The organism is Methylophaga sp. UBA2513, assembly GCF_002341285.1.
In the GTDB taxonomy this organism is placed as follows: domain Bacteria; phylum Pseudomonadota; class Gammaproteobacteria; order Nitrosococcales; family Methylophagaceae; genus Methylophaga; species Methylophaga marina.
Genome location: NZ_DDNT01000020.1, coordinates 121,310 through 139,247 on the forward strand (window position 1 = coordinate 121,310; position 17,938 = coordinate 139,247).

Sequence of the window (17,938 nt, forward strand, 5' to 3'; positions counted from 1 at the left end):
ATAAGGTTTTATGTTTTGGGCATGGTAATTGCTCAGGCTCTAATACAATGCAATAGTGCATGTAGGAGCAAGAAACATGAATCTGAAATTATCACTGGGTGACGATTTTCAACAATCGAATTATCAGTCGCAACCCTTTTCACGAGACATCGATCTCAGCACTATTTCAAATGTCAGCCATATCTCAGCTGAACATATTCAACAACCCAATAACACCGATGCGGATCAACTTGCCAATCGTCATAGTCGTTTATTGGCTGTGCTACCCGCAGGCGTTGTAGTAATTGATGGTTCCGGCTTTATTCAAGAAGCCAATGAGGCAGCGATATCGCTATTGGGTGAACCTTTGTCAGGTGAGCGTTGGGTAAATGTCATTGAACGGGCTTTTGATCCCAAGCCGAGTGATGGTCATGATGTTTCCTTAAAAGATGGCCGCCTGGTTCACATTTCAACGAACCCACTTGGTCATGAACCTGGACAAATTATCCTACTACAGGATGTAACCGATACTCGAGCACTGCAAAGTAAAGTTTCCCATCTGCAGCGTTTATCGACCATCGGTGAAGTCACAGCAAGACTGGCTCACCAAATCAGAACCCCTCTGTCATCTGCCATGCTCTATCTTTCACCTTTACTGAAGGAGGGGGCTGATGAACAAGTTAAGCAGCGTTTTGCGACAAGAGTAAAAGACAGTCTCACCCATATGGAGCAGTTGATTCGTGATCTTTTATCTTTCTCTAGAGGGAATATGGCATCACCCTCACCGGTGGCGGTGAGTGAGTTATTAAGTGAATTAGAACAACAGTTTTCTGCTCAAAATGATGTAGAAAACAGCACAGTGACGATGACACTCGTCAACCAGGTTAATGACGATTACATCTATGGTAGTCAATCTGCATTAATCAGCGCCATTACCAATCTACTCAATAATGCTCGTCAAGCATGTGAAGGTCATGGTCAGATTGAGGTGATGGCAGAGTACGCTGAAAATAACGCCAAAGAACAATGCATCCAGATCAGCGTAAATGACAATGGAGAGGGGATGTCTGAAGCTGAGGTAAATAAAGTGTTAACGCCTTTCTACACCACTCGTTCTAATGGCACCGGACTTGGGCTTGCCGTTGTTCAGTCAATTGTCAAAGCCCATAGAGGCTTACTTGCGATCGAAAGTGAACCCAAAAAAGGCAGCTCAGTAAAATTATTGTTTCCTATTTATACATCAGCAAATACATCGCCAGAGCAAGCAGAAGAGGAGGTCGCATTATGAATCACTCAAATATCTTAGTGGTCGAGGATGATGCTAATCTTCGCACGGCATTATGCGACACACTTGAACTCGCTGGTTATCGAGTCGTTGGTATGGAGCATGGACAGTCTGCACTGGATAAGATCGCCAGCGAGCCAGTAGGTTTACTATTAAGTGACTTACAGATGTCACCGATGGATGGACATACTTTACTGCAGCGGGCAAAAGCCATGATGCCTGATTTACCTGTGGTGATGATGACAGCCTACGGTACCGTACAAAGTGCAGTCGATGCCATGCATCAGGGGGCATCTGACTATTTATTAAAGCCGTTTGAAGCTGATGAACTACTACAGCGCGTGCAGCGCTATATCAATGATATTGGTACTGAAGAAGATGACATGGTGGCGCAGGCGCAGGCATCGAAAGAGCTGCAAGCTATCGCCAAACGTGTGGCCGACAGTGATGCCACTGTACTTATCAATGGCGAGAGTGGCACTGGTAAAGAAGTGTTAGCTCGCTATCTTCATGTACATTCCCCCCGATCTTCACATCCTTTTGTAGCGATTAACTGTGCGGCTATTCCTGAGAATATGCTTGAAGCAACTCTGTTTGGATATGAGAAAGGGGCGTTTACAGGCGCCAGCCAAGCCTATGCCGGTAAGTTTGAACAAGCTAATCATGGCACGATTTTATTAGACGAAATCTCTGAAATGGACTTATCGTTGCAAGCAAAACTCTTACGTGTTTTGCAGGAGCGTGAAGTTGAACGTATTGGTGGTAGGAAGGTGATACCGCTGGATGTCAGAGTGTTAGCCACCACCAATAGAACTTTACGAGAGGAGGTCAAAGCCGGCCGTTTTCGTGAGGATTTATATTATCGTTTGAATGTTTTTCCATTGGAAATTTCACCTCTCAGACAACGTCAGGATGATATTCTTCCTTTATCTCAGCGCCTGTTGACGCGACATGCCAGTCAATCACGACGCGTCGCGCCTTTACTGGATGCTGCGGCAAAGTCTCGCTTAATTTCTCACAACTGGCCGGGTAATGTTCGTGAGTTGGATAATGTCTTGCAGCGGGCGTTAATTTTGCAATCGGGTCAATCAATCACAGCAAAAGATATTATTTTTGAGGCTGTGTCTGGCCAAGAGTTGAATACCTCAGTCAGTCAAACTGAGGTCAGTTCATCTACAGAAAGCAGTAAAAGCAGTGTAGAGGGATTTGATTTACGGTCCCAAGAGCAACGCCATATTCTCGACATGCTGGAAAAATATCAAGGCAGCCGAAGACTGACTGCAAAAGAGCTAGGTATAAGTGAACGTACTTTGCGTTACAAAATCGCCAAATTCCGTGAGCAAGGGGTGGAAATTCCTGAAAAACTTGGCAAGAAGTCTGCATAAGGCAACTATCAGCGTCATTTTTATAGCGGAGCAGAGACAAAGATGATTAAAGCTATCGACCCTAACCAATTACTAACTCAGATGAGAGCTTTACAAGCTCAGGCTTCACCAGCAACACAACCCATGCCTGCTAGTGAGGCTGAGAGCAATGGTCGAGTGGATTTCGGCAGCGTAATGCAAAAAGCTGTGAATGAGGTGAATGATCTGCAAAAAAACTCCGGTGATTTAAAGACGGCATTTGAGTTAGGTGACCCGAATGTCAATCTGGCTGATGTCATGATTGCATCACAAAAAGCCAGTGTCGCTTTTGAGGCAACCCTACAAGTCAGAAATAAACTGATTGAGGCTTACCAAGAAGTTATGCGTATGTCTGTTTAATTGACGAATATGCCTGAGTAGAGAAACACTATGGAAAACGCACCTGCCACCACCGGCTCACAAGCCAATATGCCAACAGCACGGCCCACAACAGCATTGGGCGCTATGCAGGCAAACATCTCTCAACAACCTGTTGTAAAACAGATGTTGTTTTTATTGGCAATTGCAGCCAGTATCGCCGTAGGTGGTTACGTGCTGTTGTGGTCACAAACGCCCTCATATCAGGTCCTTTTCGCGAATATGGCACCTGCTGAATCGACTGAAGTCGTTGATGTTTTGCAGCAGATGAATGTCGATTACAAATTGGATCCGTCCACTGGCGCATTGTTAGTACCTGCTGGTGATGTGCAAACACTGCGAATGAAACTTGCTGCTGAAGGCCTACCCAGAAGTGCTGCCCTGGGCATGGAGATGCTGAATCAGGATCAAGGGTTTGGTACCAGTCAGTTTATCGAGCGAGCCCGTTACCAGCGTGCAATGGAAGAAGAGTTATCTCGCTCCATTGCTGAACTCAATAACGTCAGAAGTGCGCGAGTGCATCTTGCTATTCCTAAACAATCTGTTTTTGTTCGCGATCGTAAAGATCCTACCGCTTCTGTGGTGGTTCATCTTTATGCTGGCAGAACACTTGATCAATCTCAGGTGGCAGCCATCACACACATGGTCGCCTCCAGTGTGCCAGATATGAAAAATGCCGATGTCACTATTGTGGATCAGCGTGGCAACTTATTAACTCAACCAGAGCGTGCGGCGGGTGTGGCAATGAGTGATACCCAGCTTGAATACACACGTAAGGTTGAACAAATCTATATCGACCGTATAGAAAATATCTTGTCACCCATTGTGGGTATGAATGGGGTGCGTGCACAGGTCGTGGCCGATGTTGACTTTACAATGTCTGAACAAACACACGAAAGTTATAACCCGGACATGACAGCAGTGAGAAGTGAGCAGCTGCAAGAAGAAGAGCGTGTTGGTAATGGTGGACCGTTTGGCGTGCCCGGCGCACTCAGTAATCAACCTCCTGGTGGTGGTGTTGCACCTGAGCAAGCGCTTCCAGAAGAAGGTGCTGATGAAGCGGCCACTACGACAACAGCGCCCGGTTCAAGCAGAAAAAGCACGACACGTAATTTTGAGTTAGACCGCACTATCAGTCATACCCGAATGGCACCTGGTAATGTCAGAAAACTGAGTGTGGCCGTATTGGTTGACGAGAGAAGAACAGTGGATGCAGAAGGTAATGTTACTTCCGTACCATTGTCTGAATCAGAAATGACCCGTATCAATGCCTTAGTCATGGATGCCATTGGCTTTAGCAAAGCGCGAGGCGACAGTTTGAATGTGGTCAATGCCCCATTCATGGCACCTGAAACGGTTGAAGCCTTGCCTGAAAAACCAATCTGGGAAGAACCTTGGGTCTGGAATCTAGCCAAACAAGTGGGTGGTGCACTGGTTGTTCTGTTCCTTATCTTTGGTGTGATTCGTCCAGCATTCAGAGATATGACAAAAGTGCCCGTCACCGAGAGTGATAATGACAATTTATCACCAGAAGAAGTTTTAGCTAGAAGTAGCGCAAGCGGTGAAGAGATTGCTAAACTGACCACTGGTTCGGAAAAGATGGAAGAGCAACTATCTAATGTCCGAAGTTTAGTGCAGCAAGATCCTGCACTGGTGGCGCAAGTAGTCAAAAATTGGACGGCGGGTGATGCCTAATGGCAGAAGAACTCAGAAAACTGACAGGCACTGAAAAAGCGGCTGTTTTTTTACGCTCTATTGGTGAAGAGGAAGCGGCGGCTATCCTCAAGCATATGGGGCCGAAAGAGGTTCAAAAAGTCGGTCAGGCAATGGCGACCTTACAAAATGTCACCCGAGAGGAAGTGCAATCCGTTTTGAATAGTTTTGTTACCACGGTGGAGCAAGAAACCGGACTGGGTATCGGCTCACATGATTATGTCCGTAAAATGCTGGTGGGTGCTTTAGGTGAAGATCGTGCTGGCAGCCTATTGGACCGTATTCTATCAGGTAGTAATACCAACGGCCTGGAACAGCTTAAGTGGATGGATGCCAGAGGCATTTATGAAGTTATCCGACTTGAACATCCTCAGATTATCGCGATTGTTTGCTCATTTCTTGATGCCGATCAGGCAGCGGGGGTTTTGTCACAGTTCCCTGCTCGTGATCAAGCTAACATCATTCTACGGATAGCCACGCTTGATGGGGTACAACCCTCAGCCTTGACGGAGCTCAACGAAATTCTGGAAAAACAATTTAGTGGTGCGGCTGGTGCACAATCAACAATGGTGGGTGGTCTCAAAACGGCTGCCGATATTCTCAACTTTGTTGATGGCACATCTGAAGCCGCTATCATGGAAAAAATCAAAGAAAGTGAACCCGATCTTGGTCAAAATATCGAAGATCTTATGTTTGTCTTTGAAAACCTTATTGATGTCGATGATCGTGGTATGCAAACCTTGATGCGTGAAATTCAGACAGATCAGTTACAGCTTGCCTTGAAAGGCGCTGATGACGCATTAAAAGAGAAATTCCTGCGTAATATGTCACAACGTGCAGGCGAGATGATGCGTGATGATTTAGAGGCCATGGGGCCGGTTCGTTTGAGTGATGTTGAGGCTGCACAAAAAGCCATTCTTGCCACAGCACGAAGCTTGTCTGATAAAGGCGAAATTATGCTAGGCGGAGGTGCAGGTGATGACTTCGTCTGATGACACAGTTGTTACTAAACAAGCTGATGTCTTATCTGCCGATGAGATTGCTGATGCGATAAAACGTTGGGAGGCACCAAGAATGGTGTCGGTGACGGACGTTGAAGATAAGGATGCGCCCCAAGTACTCGATATCAAAGCTATTGAAGCGCTTCAGCAACAAGCGCAAGAAGAAGGTTATAAGGCGGGTTACGAAGAAGGACACCAGGCGGGTTTTGCAGACGGTCAGGAAGCTGGGCTGAAAGATATTCAGCTACAGGTTGAAAAGCTCCAGCAAATGCTCCAAACATTACAGCAACCCCTGACAGAACTCGATGAGCTTTTAGAAAAAGATCTGGTCAATCTAGCGATAACCATGACTCGCCAGTTGGTTCGTCGCGAACTTAAGCATCAACCCGAGCATGTTATCGGTGCTATGCGTGCGGCGTTGGAAGCTTTACCCATCAGTGACCGTCAACTCAAAATTTATGTTCATCCAGATGATCTTTTGATTATTCAGAAAGGCTTATCTCTTGAGCATGATTCAAACAAATACCAATGGATAGAAGATCCTTTATTAACCCGGGGTGGATTAAGACTGGAAACGTCTGACACTAGTGTGGATGCAACCGTTGAATCAAGATTGAATAGCATCATTAGTAAAGTCCTTGGCGATGAGAGAGACGCTGACAATGACTAATGCGGAACGCCAATCGCGACTACAAAATAAACTGATGCAATATCAGCAGCGATTGGATTCTGGTGACGAGCAGGATGTATTGATTGAGGGTCGATTGACCAGAATGGTGGGGTTAACATTGGAAGCGGTAGGCTTTCAGGTGCCTATTGGTAGTCGTTGTGAGATTATTGGCAAGGGACAAAAACCGATAGAAGCGGAAGTGGTCGGCTTTTCTGGCGAAACGACGTTTCTCATGCCGACAGGTGATATGCGTGGCTTGGTACCTAATGCGAAAGTCAGACCGGTCCGCAGTGATTCTCAAGTGCCTGTCGGCGAAGCGATGCTTGGCCGTGTTGTGGATGGCGCTGGTAAACCCTTAGATGGTAAAGGCCCACTTCGTGTTCAAGATAAGGTTCCCTTACACGGTGAACCGGTAAACCCACTAGCACGCTCTCCTGTTCGTCAGCATCTGGATGTGGGAGTCCAGAGCATTAATGCCTTGCTCAGCGTAGGCCGAGGCCAACGTATGGGCCTGTTCGCTGGCAGTGGTGTGGGTAAAAGTGTGTTGTTGGGCATGATGACACGATTCACTGAAGCCGATGTCATTGTGGTGGGTTTGATTGGGGAACGTGGTCGAGAAGTAAAAGAATTTATTGAAGATATTCTTGGTGAGGAAGGAATGTCACGGTCGGTTGTTGTTGCCTCACCTGCCGACCATTCGCCTTTGATGCGATTGCACGGTGCGATGTTGTCTACCAGTATTGCAGAATACTTTCGCGACCAGGGTAAGCAAGTATTATTGCTGATGGATTCGTTGACTCGCTTTGCCCAGGCACAGCGTGAAATTGCATTAGCGATTGGCGAACCTCCGGCAACTAAAGGTTATCCACCCTCCGTTTTTTCCTTATTACCGCAATTAGTGGAGCGTGCAGGGAATGGTCCACTTAATGGTGGGGCTATCACTGCTATTTATACGGTGTTAACCGAAGGTGACGATCAACAGGATCCGGTTGCAGACGCGGCTCGTGCAATTTTGGATGGTCATATAGTGTTATCAAGACAGCTGGCCGAGTCGGGCCATTATCCTGCGATTGATGTGGAAGCCTCGATTAGTCGGGTGATGCCAAATATAGTCAGTGAAGACCACCTGAAACAGGCCCAGCAGTTCAAACAGATTTATTCCACTTACCGACAAAATCAAGATCTTATCAGTGTAGGCGCTTATAGTAAGGGAAGTGATCCTGCTATTGATGAGTCGATAGCGATGTTCCCTGCTTTACTTCAGCTGTTACGACAGGGAATGAATGAAGCGGTGAACTGGGAGCAAAGTGATCAACGTCTGAAACAGGTGCTTGAGTTAAGAAAGCAATTACAGAATCAGCAGCAACAAAACGTATCACAAGCCCCAATGCTGATGGATGGAAATACCCGGCGTTTTTAATGTTCGTGCTTAACGTGGAGTCAATACATGAGTCGTAGTCGTAAACTTGATCCCGTGATAGAAATGGCAAGAAAGGCAACGGAGTCAGAATTACAAAAACTCGGCCAGCAAAATGCCTTACTTCAACAGGAGCAATTCCAATTGGATGATCTCCGTCAATACAGAGCCGAATACTTGGCGCGATTTCGCCAGGATGATCCTATGGTCATGACGGCCAAAAAAGCTCTCGATTTAAGAAGCTTTTTAGCAAAACTAGATCAGGCTATTCTCAGCCAAGAATCCCAAGTTAAATCAGCCAATGCCAATGTAGAAAGACAACAGAAACTGTGGTTGCAAGCAAGAAATAAAGAGCAGGCAATTGATGCTTTAATGGCCCGCTACGAAGCAACTGAGCTCAAGAAACAGTTAAAGAGGGAGCAGGTTGAAATGGATGAACATACCAATAGTGCATGGTTGAGAAATCGAAATAAATAAATATAGATACTTAAATTTTAGATAATTGAAAAACAAGATAATTTTTTCTCATTACTGGCCGATATTAGTAAAACGATATGAAAAACAATAGTGAAGATGAGTCAAGTGAGAAAAATCATCATCTATCGTCTATAGAAATAGAGGGAATAGAAAAATGGCTGAGTCGATTGTCGAAATAAACTGTGCTGAGTCTGTCACCATCGCACAAGTTGCAGATTTATATGCCCAGCTCTTAATGGCCATGGCTGAAGGTCAGGCTATTCAAATTAATTTAAGTGATATTGAACGTATCGACACGGGCGTTATTCAGCTTTTTTATTCATTCTCTCGGAATGCCCAACTTCAGGGGCTGGTAGTCATTTGGTCAAATCCTAGTCAACTTTTTTGTGAAGCTGTCGATAGATTGGGTATCAAAGCATTTTACGCACAATAAAATATAAAAAAACTAAAGTTAAAGAAGGAGCTTTTTTGTTATGGCTAATATTCTCGCAGTCGATGATTCTGCCTCAATGCGCCAAATGGTGACATTCACTTTGCAAGGAGCAGGGCATAAAGTCACGCTAGCAGATGATGGTAAACAAGCACTGGAGATTGCTCAAAGACAATCTTTTGATCTCGTGATTACAGACGTCAATATGCCAGTGATGGACGGCCTGACGCTAACTCGAGAATTAAGAAAGTTACCTAGTTTTAAGTTTGCTCCCATTCTTGTTTTGACAACCGAGGCAGGCCCTGAAAAGAAACAAGAAGGACGTGCTGCCGGTGCTACGGGCTGGTTGATTAAACCTTTTAATCCAGATCAGCTTTTAGCAACGGTGAAAAAAGTCCTGGGGTAGACAGATGAGCATCGATGTTACCCAATTTCATGGCGTATTCTTCGAAGAAAGCTTCGAAGGCATCGATATTATGGAAACAGGCCTGCTGAGCATGTCTCAAGGGGAGATCGATGATGATACGGTTAATGGCATTTTTCGTGCTGCACACTCAATTAAAGGTGGGGCTGGCACGTTCGGCTTTAGCCATATTTCTGAGTTCACGCATGGTCTAGAAACCCTTTTAGACCAAATTCGCAACGGTGAGCGTGAAGCAACTCATGAGGTCATTGAAACATTACTCTCCGCTGTCGATACCTTACGTGAAATGTTGACAGCTGTTCAAAACAGCTCAGATGTTGATGAGGAAAAAGTAACTCAAGTTTCTCACGCGCTTGAGAAGATATTAGATGCTGCTGTGGCTGAAACTGGGATGAATGTTGAGGATACCTCCTTACCAGAGAGCCATGAGTCTGATACTACTGAAACGAATACTCAGCAACAGTCTTGGTTGATTCACTTCAAACCACTACCTCACCTGCTTCAAACGGGTAATGAACCCATACGTATGTTCCGTGAGCTAGCTGAACTTGGTGAATTAGCTGTAACTGTGAATGATGAGGAGTTGCCCCCTTTTACAGACCTTGACCCTGAAATATGTTATTTCAGTTGGGAACTGACGCTTACTGGCGAAATGGATGAAGCTCAGATAAATGAAGTCTTCGAATGGGTGGATGGTGATTGTGAGCTAACAATTGAGCGACTTCAAGAAAATGAAGCTTCAGACTCACCTGAACTGTTACAGGAGCAACAGCGCCATGATAAACCTGAGGTTGTTGAAGCTGTATCTCAACCCATGGCGACTGACCACGCCTCTATAGCCGTTGATGCTCCATCAAAAACACCAATCAAAAGTGACGTCGCACCTAAAAAGAAAACAGTCAGCAGTGATGCCTCTACCGCTTCTATACGCGTGGGTACAGATAAAGTCGACTCACTCGTCAACTTAGTCGGTGAGTTGGTTATTACTCAGTCGATGTTAGGTCAGATCGGTGATAATTTTGATGTCAGTATGCTGCCACAACTAATTGATGGTTTAGAGCAGTTAGAGCGTAATACCCGAGAGTTGCAAGAAAGCATCATGCGTATTCGTATGTTGCCCATCAGTTTTGTGTTTAATCGCTTCCCTCGCCTTGTCCATGATATGACCAGCAAACTTGGAAAGCAGGTGGAACTGGTGCTGACCGGCGAGCAAACCGAACTTGATAAAACAGTGATGGAAAAAATTGGTGATCCACTTGTTCATCTTGTTCGCAACTCCCTGGATCATGGCCTGGAAACACCCGAAAAACGCCTGGCGGCTAACAAATCTGAAACCGGTGTTCTAAAACTCAACGCCTATCATCAGGGTGGCAATATTGTGATTGAGATTAGTGATGACGGTGCAGGGTTAAACGAAGAGAAGATTTTACAGAAGGCAATCGAAAAAGGTTTGGTCGAGCCGAATGAATCACTTTCACCTGAGAAAATACATGAACTTATATTCTTACCGGGCTTTTCTACTGCCGATCAAGTAAGTGATCTCTCTGGCCGTGGTGTCGGCATGGATGTGGTGAGGAAAAATATTAACAGCCTGGGAGGGGCTGTTGAGGTGAAATCTGAGTCAGGAATCGGGTCAACATTCACTATTAGGTTACCTCTGACATTGGCAATCATGGATGGTCAGATTATTCAGGTTGCAGACCAACGTTACATCATTCCCCTGATTTCCATTATTGAGTCTGTTGAAGTCGATATCAGCAAAGTAAAAAAAGTGACTGGTAAAGGAGAGTTATACAAAATCAGGGACGAATACGTACCGCTTATCAGATTGCGGCATGTGTTTAACCTGGATGGCGGTATTGAAGAGCTAGAACATGGTTTGCTGGTGATTGTGGACTGTGAGGATTACAAAATTGGTTTGTTTGTTGATGAGCTTCTGGCACAACAACAAGTTGTCATCAAGAGTCTAGAGACGAACTTCCGTAAAGTGAAAGGTCTCGCTGGCGCAACCATCCTAGGTGATGGAACAGTTGCTTTAATCCTGGATATTGCAGGGGTGATGGCAATGCACAAAGAGCCATCAATAATAAAACAAACTTCTCTGAAGAGTGTGGTTTGAGTCATGGTTGAGATGAACACAGAAAATGAGATTCTGGATATTCTTGATATTGCTGACAGCATCGACGATGGTTCCCAGCAGTACCTGACATTTGAGTTGGATAGCGAACATTATGGTGTGGAGATTCTCCGTGTGCAGGAGATAAAAGGCTGGGGGTCGGTGACATCGATTCCAAATACACCAGAACATGTCTGTGGTGTATTAAATTTGCGTGGCGTGATTGTGCCGATTATCGATCTTCGATTGCTATTCGGTATGCCTTTCAATACCTACACCAAGACTACTGTTGTCGTTGTTGTCAAAGTGGAAGGTATAACTGACCGAATTGTAGGTATAGTCGTTGATGCTGTGTCTGATGCATACAATGTTCATCCAGATATGATTTCAAATGCACCAGACTTAGGCAGTATCGTTGATACCAGCTTTATTAAAGGGATTGCTGACATCGATGAATGTATGTTGATGTTACTGGATATCGATAAGCTTCTCAGCGTAGAGCAAATAGGCTAATGATGACTTCTGAACACGTTCGCATCATTGCGATTATGAACCAAAAAGGGGGCGTTGGGAAAACGACAACAACCGTCAATCTTGGGCATGCACTCGCTATCCAAGGCAAACAAGTAGCCATGATTGATATGGATCCTCAAGGGCAAGTGGCCACCAGTTTAGGATTGGACAATCAGCAGCTCGGCATTGATGTTGTGCTGTTGGAGGGGGAGACCATTGATACCGTCAAGCTGCATGCCCGGGACAACCTTGATGTCGTGCCAGCAGGGCCACGCTTGAATGAGTTTGAACACCTGAATGAAGGTGGGGTAGAGCGCGGTCATCGCTTAAGAAAAGCAATCGAAGCGTCGTCATTATCAGCTTATGATTTTGTGTTGATAGATTGTCCGCCCTCATCAGGTTTACTGGGTGTTAATGCGATGTTTGCTTCTAGTGAATTGATTGTGCCCGTATCTGGAGACTATCTGTCATTACAAGGCCTATCACGCATGATGCAGATCCTTAAACGTTCAGAAGAAATCTCTGGGCACCGTATTCGATTATGGCTGGTATCAACGCGGATGCAGTTACGTAGAAAACTCACAGCAGAAGTGCGTAAACGCGTACTGAAATATTTTCCTAGTAGAGTGCTATTCACACCTATTCGTGAAAACGTGGCGTTAGCAGAATGCCCTAGCTTTGGTAAAACTATTTTCGACTATCGGAAAAAGAGCTCCGGTGCAGAAGACTATTTTTCTTTGGCTAGCGATGTCTTAGAGAGGAGAGTGGCTGATGGCCAAGAGTAAAAATGTAATGGGCAACGATCCTCTTGCCTGGTTGACTGCAGATAATCAACCCCCGACACAATCAACGAACAGATCTGCTGATACATCATCATTACCAGAAGACGCTATGGCTGAAGTGTCATTACCGCCTAAAACGAATATCGAGCTGGTAGAAGAGAGCTTCATTCCTATTGCCGCTCGTGGTGAATATGTCGTTGCCGACTTTTACACGTTGCTTTTTCAACAGCACCCGGAGCTAAAAGGCTTGTTTAAAAGTGTCTCGCAGCAAGGGCAACAGAAAAAATTATTAGCTGCTTTAGTGTTATTGGTACAAAACCTGCGTCACCCAGCCTTACTAGATAGTTATTTGACTGAATTAGGTGAACGTCACATTTCATATGGCGTGAAAGAGCCAGATTATCAGGCTGTCAAAAGTTGCTTGTTAAAGGTGCTGGAAAAATATGCTGAGTCATCATGGTCAGAACCTGTTGCATCAGCATGGAACGAAACATTAGATAACGTTATTAAAAAAATGACGACGGGAGCATATCCCATGGAGGAGAGAGACATGGCTGTTAATGAAAAGGCAGATAAAGACATCTTAAATAGAGCCAACGCACTTGATAATGCGGTCACGGCGGTAATGATGATTGATAGAGACTTCACTATTACATATGCCAATCAATCAACATTAAATATGTTGGGAGAGCATGAAGAGACGTTAAGAAGAATCTACCCTGGATTTTCCATAAAAGGATTGGTCGGAAGTAATATTGATATGTTCCATAAAAATCCTGCTCATCAAAGGCAAATGCTCAGTAATCCCGATAATTTACCTCATCAAGCAGACATCAAAGTCGGTCCACTTGCCTTTCGTCTAAATGTAACAGCCATGTTGGATGAAGAGGATAGCTATATCGGCAATATGCTTGAATGGCACAATGTCACTGAAGAAAAACTTCGTAATGCTGATATTCATGGTCAATTTGATGCCATCAACAAAGTGATGGGAGTGATTAGTTTTGAAATGGATGGCACCATCATTGATGTAAATGAAAACTTTCTCAAAGTGGTGGGCTATAGTCGTGAAGATGTCATCGGTAAGCATCATCGAATGTTTGCCACATCTGAGCTAGCTCAAAGTGCTGAGTATGCTGAATTCTGGGCAAAACTCAATCGTGGTGAGTTTGATAGTGGTGAATACAAACGAATTGCCAATGGTGGCAAGGAAATCTGGTTACAAGCCAGCTACAATCCTATTCTTGATATGAATGGTAAACCATTCAAAGTGGTGAAATTTGCCACAGATATTACTGAAACAAAATTACAACGTGCCAATTTCGAAGGTCAAATTTCTGCTATTAACAAGGCGATGGGTGTGATCAGTTTCAATATGGATGGCACCATTCGCAGTGTGAATGATAATTTCCTTAATGTTGTGGGGTATCAACGAGAGGAAGTTATAGGCAAGCATCACCGTATGTTTGCTACACCTGCACTGGCACAGAGTGTTGAATACACAGAGTTTTGGGCAAAACTAAACCGGGGTGAGTTTGATTCTGGTGAGTATCAGCGCGTTGGTAAAGATGGCAAAGATATTTGGTTACAGGCCAGTTACAATCCGATTTTTGACCTGAACGGTAAGCCCTATAAAGTGGTGAAATACGCTTCAGATATCACTGAAGAGAAACATTTACAGTTTGACGTTCAGAAGGCCTTATCAGCGACATCCATGGTTATGAATGCATTGGCGCAAGGTGACCTCACTAAGCTAATGGATGGTGAGTTTGAAGGAGAGTTCGCACTGCTTCAACAAGCGGTCAATGGTTCAATCAGCAAAATTTCAACGATTGTGCAAGACATTATCGAAGCATCGATCAGTATTTCTTCCGCGGCGAGTGAAATTTCCCAAGGCAATACGGATCTAAGTCAGCGAACAGAAGAGCAAGCGTCGTCATTACAAGAAACAGCGGCGAGTATGGAAGAGCTCACCAGCACAGTCAGACAAAATTCCGACAATGCTCGTCAGGCTAATCAACTTGCTGTAGACGCCAGAAGTAAAGCTGAAAAAGGTGGCAATGTCATCCAGGAAGCGATTCAGGCCATGGCTGCCATCAGTACTTCCAGTAAGCGTGTAGCAGACATCATTGGCGTGATTGATGAGATTGCGTTTCAGACTAACTTGTTGGCACTCAATGCGGCTGTGGAAGCCGCTCGCGCTGGAGAGCAAGGCCGAGGTTTTGCCGTAGTGGCTTCTGAAGTCCGTAATTTAGCACAACGATCTGCTGCTGCTGCCAAAGAGATAAAAGAGCTCATTAATGATAGTGGTGAGAAAGTAAGAGAGGGCTCTACTCTTGTAAATGAATCAGGGAAGACATTGGAAGAAATTGTTGAAGGTGCAAAAAAAGTCGGCGATATTATCTCTGAAATCGCGGCAGCAGGTACTGAACAGACATCGGGTATTGAGCAAGTCAACCAGGCTGTGACACAAATGGATGAAATGACACAGCAAAATGCTGCACTAGTGGAGCAAGCAGCAGCGGCGAGCGAATCTCTAGATGAACAAGGCAAGCATCTGGAAGAAATGATGCAATTTTTCACAACAAATGCTACTGAACAGCATACACCGCGCCAGGTTACGACGCCTAAAGCCTCTACTTCTCATGTAAAACGCCAAATAGCGACTCATGCTAAGACTCCTCCTCAGCCATCATTACCAACAAAAAGGCAGGTAATGACTAAAGAGCAGGAAAGTGATGAATGGGAAGAGTTCTAGCCCATTCATCAATTAATCCTTCCAATGAGAAAGACTGTTTTATGGATAAAGCGGCACGAGAATTTGAGTTCTCAGATAAACATTTTGCTCGAATAAGTAGCTTCGTCACAGCGCAGACAGGCATCCTGCTGCCTGCGGCAAAAAAAGATATGGTTTATAGCCGCTTATCTAAACATGTTCGTAGAAACTATGGTGGGAGTTTTGACGCATTTTGTCTGGCAGTTGATAACGGTGACCCTGACACCATTGAGTTATTAATCAATGCCATCACAACGAATTTAACCGCCTTTTTTCGTGAAAAACATCATTTTGATTATTTGAAACAACATGTACTTCCTGAACTGTTGATTAAAAATCAGGCGACTAAAAAAATACGAATATGGTCAGCGGGTTGTTCCACTGGTGAGGAACCATATAGCTTGGCTATCTGCTTACATCAGTTTTTTAAAGGACACCCTGGTTGGGATGTCAAAGTACTGGCGACAGATTTAGATGCGAACGTACTAGAACAAGCTGCTTCCGGGATTTACACCATTGAGCGGGTAAGTCAATTTTCAGAGGACGAGAAACATGCTTGGTTCTCACGTGGAAAAGCTGAAAATAATGGGCTGGTTAAAGTGAAGTCTTTTTTAAAAGAGTTTATCTCCTTCAGGCGCCTTAACCTTTTACACCCTTTCCCAATGAAAGGAACGTTTGATGTGATTTTCTGCCGAAACGTCATTATCTATTTTGATAAAACAACGCAGGTTGGTCTTTTTCATCGTTTCGCTGAAAAAATGTTACCTGGTGGATATCTCTTTATCGGTCACTCAGAAACCTTATTCAATATCAGTAACCAGTTTGTTTCTGATGGCAATACGATATATCGGCGTATTACATGATGGCATTAAAAACGGATATGCCTCAGGCATTAGCTGGATTTGAAAATATAAACCGTTATTGGGATAACTCTCGCCAAGCCTGGGTGGCGAAAATTTTGCCTGGTGAAATTTATGTTAATCGTGGTGCGAAAGAACTGATTGCGACCACACTGGGATCGTGCGTTGCAGCCTGTATTCGTGATCCTGTGGCTGGTATCGCTGGCATGAATCACTTTATGTTGCCCTGTGAAGGCGATGGTACGAGTGAGTGTTGGAAAAAATTAGGGACGCGATATGGTAGCTATGCTATGGAAGCATTGATTAACGAAATTCTAAAGGCGGGCGGTACGCGTAAAAACCTGGAAATGAAAGTCTGTGGTGGTGGCAAAATTATTGATGGGATTTCCAATGATATTGGTCACCAGAATAGTGAGTTTGTACTTAATTTTGCAAAACTCGAAGGCATTCCTGTTATTGCCTATGATTTAGGTGATATCTACCCGCGAAAATTAATGTATTACCCTCAAACAGGAAAAATGTTTATCAAACGTATTCAACATTTATACAACGATACAATCCTGGTTCGCGAGTCTCAGTATCATGAACGCTTAAAAGAAACATCGCTTAGCGGTGGCGTGGAATTGTTTGAGTAAAGGTCAGCCATGAAAAAGATTTCCGTCATTGTTATTGATGATTCAGCTCTAGTTCGTAAGTTGCTAACAGAAATTCTCAATTCTGATCCTGAGCTAGAAGTTGTTGCCACTGCTGGGGACCCTTATCAGGCGAGAGACAAGATTAAACAGTTTAATCCAGATGTGTTAACGCTGGATGTTGAAATGCCAAAGATGGACGGGGTGACATTTTTACGTAATCTGATGCGGCTCAGACCAATGCCAGTTGTTATGGTGTCAACCCTAACTGAAAAAGGCGCACAAATTACCCTTGAAGCGATGGCTTTAGGTGCATTTGATTTCGTAGAAAAACCCAAATTAGATTTATCTCAAACATTGTCCTCCTACTCAGAAGAAATTATCAGTAAGATTAAAGCGGCGGCAGGCGTTCAGCCTCAGCAATTAACCACAAAAGCCATGCTGGAAGTTGAGGAGCGCTTAACAGCAGATGCCGTCATCGCTAAGAGCACCAAAAACATCCCCTTAAAAACCACAGAAAAAATCGTTGCCATTGGCGCTTCTACGGGCGGAACAGAAGCAATAAAAACAGTCTTATGTGCTTTACCAGCGAATGCGCCGGGCATTGTTATTACTCAGCATATTCCAGCTAGCTTCAGTGCCCCTTTTGCTGAAAGGGTAAATAAAATGTCAGCCCTTAATGTTAGTCAGGCCATTGATGGAGAACAGATTCTGCCTGGACATGCATACATTGCGCCTGGTGATAAGCATCTATTAGTCGAGCGTAGCGGTGCTCGTTACTATTGCCGTTTGAATGATGGGCCTGCAGTCTCACGCCATAAACCTTCCGTGGATGTTCTCTTTCGTTCGATTGCTCAAAATGTCGGGGCCAATGCCATTGGGGTTATGTTGACCGGCATGGGTGATGATGGTGCTAGAGGGATGTTGGAGATGAGGGAGAATGGAGCGAGTAACATGGTTCAGGATGAAAAAAGCAGCGTAGTCTGGGGTATGCCAGGTGCAGCTTATAAGCTTGGTGCCGCTGAACTCATGCTGCCACTGGATAAAATCGCTCAAGAGATCATGAAGCAGGGTCGATAAGC

At 44.6% G+C, this 17,938-nt stretch carries 17 protein-coding genes; all 17 read left to right on the forward strand.

Features of this window, described 5'->3' with window-relative positions; translation table 11 throughout:
- The first annotated feature begins 76 nt into the window (after nt 1-76).
- The 17 genes from B3V56_RS12290 (at nt 77) to B3V56_RS12370 (ending at nt 17,936) form a co-directional block, all read left to right on the forward strand.
- Complete coding sequence (locus tag B3V56_RS12290) at nt 77-1,267, forward strand: sensor histidine kinase (RefSeq protein ID WP_289284345.1); 1,191 nt, start codon at nt 77-79, stop codon at nt 1,265-1,267.
- Entirely contained in the window at nt 1,264-2,649 is a 1,386-nt protein-coding gene (locus B3V56_RS12295; RefSeq protein WP_289284346.1) for a sigma-54-dependent transcriptional regulator, read from the forward strand. The genes B3V56_RS12290 and B3V56_RS12295 overlap by 4 nt, the downstream gene beginning before the upstream one ends.
- Before the next feature lie 42 nt (nt 2,650-2,691).
- Nucleotides 2,692-3,027, forward strand: a complete 336-nt coding sequence (gene fliE / locus B3V56_RS12300) for a flagellar hook-basal body complex protein FliE (protein WP_289282465.1) — start codon at nt 2,692-2,694, stop codon at nt 3,025-3,027.
- Nucleotides 3,028-3,057: 30 nt separating this feature from the next.
- Nucleotides 3,058-4,740, forward strand: coding sequence for a flagellar basal-body MS-ring/collar protein FliF (gene fliF, locus B3V56_RS12305; RefSeq protein ID WP_289244641.1), 1,683 nt, complete (start codon nt 3,058-3,060; stop codon nt 4,738-4,740).
- The gene (gene fliG / locus B3V56_RS12310; RefSeq protein ID WP_289244642.1) at nt 4,740-5,750 is read left to right on the forward strand and encodes a flagellar motor switch protein FliG; all 1,011 of its coding nucleotides are present in this window, start codon (nt 4,740-4,742) and stop codon (nt 5,748-5,750) included. The genes fliF and fliG overlap by 1 nt, the downstream gene beginning before the upstream one ends.
- Entirely contained in the window at nt 5,737-6,429 is a 693-nt protein-coding gene (locus B3V56_RS12315; RefSeq protein ID WP_286305591.1) for a flagellar assembly protein FliH, read from the forward strand. The genes fliG and B3V56_RS12315 overlap by 14 nt, the downstream gene beginning before the upstream one ends.
- Nucleotides 6,422-7,849: a flagellar protein export ATPase FliI gene (gene fliI / locus B3V56_RS12320; protein WP_286305590.1), complete on the forward strand. Its 1,428-nt coding sequence runs from the start codon at nt 6,422-6,424 to the stop codon at nt 7,847-7,849. Before B3V56_RS12315 ends, fliI begins: the two co-directional genes overlap by 8 nt.
- A 27-nt stretch (nt 7,850-7,876) precedes the next feature.
- Nucleotides 7,877-8,323 carry a flagellar export protein FliJ gene (gene fliJ / locus B3V56_RS12325; protein ID WP_289283650.1) on the forward strand — a complete coding sequence of 149 codons (447 nt, stop codon included), beginning with the start codon at nt 7,877-7,879 and terminating at the stop codon, nt 8,321-8,323.
- A 154-nt stretch (nt 8,324-8,477) separates the two neighbouring features.
- Nucleotides 8,478-8,756, forward strand: a complete 279-nt coding sequence (locus B3V56_RS12330) for an STAS domain-containing protein (RefSeq protein WP_289283651.1) — start codon at nt 8,478-8,480, stop codon at nt 8,754-8,756.
- A 40-nt stretch (nt 8,757-8,796) separates the two neighbouring features.
- Complete coding sequence (locus tag B3V56_RS12335; protein WP_289244645.1) at nt 8,797-9,159, forward strand: response regulator; 363 nt, start codon at nt 8,797-8,799, stop codon at nt 9,157-9,159.
- 4 nt (nt 9,160-9,163) lie between these two features.
- The gene (locus tag B3V56_RS12340) at nt 9,164-11,296 is read left to right on the forward strand and encodes a chemotaxis protein CheA (RefSeq protein ID WP_289284347.1); all 2,133 of its coding nucleotides are present in this window, start codon (nt 9,164-9,166) and stop codon (nt 11,294-11,296) included.
- A gap of 3 nt (nt 11,297-11,299) precedes the next feature.
- Nucleotides 11,300-11,806: a chemotaxis protein CheW gene (locus B3V56_RS12345; protein ID WP_289283655.1), complete on the forward strand. Its 507-nt coding sequence runs from the start codon at nt 11,300-11,302 to the stop codon at nt 11,804-11,806.
- The gene (locus B3V56_RS12350; RefSeq protein ID WP_289244648.1) at nt 11,806-12,591 is read left to right on the forward strand and encodes a ParA family protein; all 786 of its coding nucleotides are present in this window, start codon (nt 11,806-11,808) and stop codon (nt 12,589-12,591) included. Before B3V56_RS12345 ends, B3V56_RS12350 begins: the two co-directional genes overlap by 1 nt.
- Nucleotides 12,578-15,346 (forward strand): methyl-accepting chemotaxis protein, encoded by a 2,769-nt coding sequence (locus B3V56_RS12355; RefSeq protein ID WP_289283657.1) that lies wholly within the window; start codon nt 12,578-12,580, stop codon nt 15,344-15,346. Before B3V56_RS12350 ends, B3V56_RS12355 begins: the two co-directional genes overlap by 14 nt.
- Nucleotides 15,331-16,227 carry a CheR family methyltransferase gene (locus B3V56_RS12360; RefSeq protein WP_286305581.1) on the forward strand — a complete coding sequence of 299 codons (897 nt, stop codon included), beginning with the start codon at nt 15,331-15,333 and terminating at the stop codon, nt 16,225-16,227. The genes B3V56_RS12355 and B3V56_RS12360 overlap by 16 nt, the downstream gene beginning before the upstream one ends.
- Nucleotides 16,224-16,859, forward strand: coding sequence for a chemoreceptor glutamine deamidase CheD (gene cheD / locus B3V56_RS12365; protein WP_286305580.1), 636 nt, complete (start codon nt 16,224-16,226; stop codon nt 16,857-16,859). The genes B3V56_RS12360 and cheD overlap by 4 nt, the downstream gene beginning before the upstream one ends.
- A gap of 9 nt (nt 16,860-16,868) precedes the next feature.
- Nucleotides 16,869-17,936 carry a protein-glutamate methylesterase/protein-glutamine glutaminase gene (locus tag B3V56_RS12370; RefSeq protein WP_286305579.1) on the forward strand — a complete coding sequence of 356 codons (1,068 nt, stop codon included), beginning with the start codon at nt 16,869-16,871 and terminating at the stop codon, nt 17,934-17,936.
- Nucleotides 17,937-17,938 lie beyond the last annotated feature (2 nt).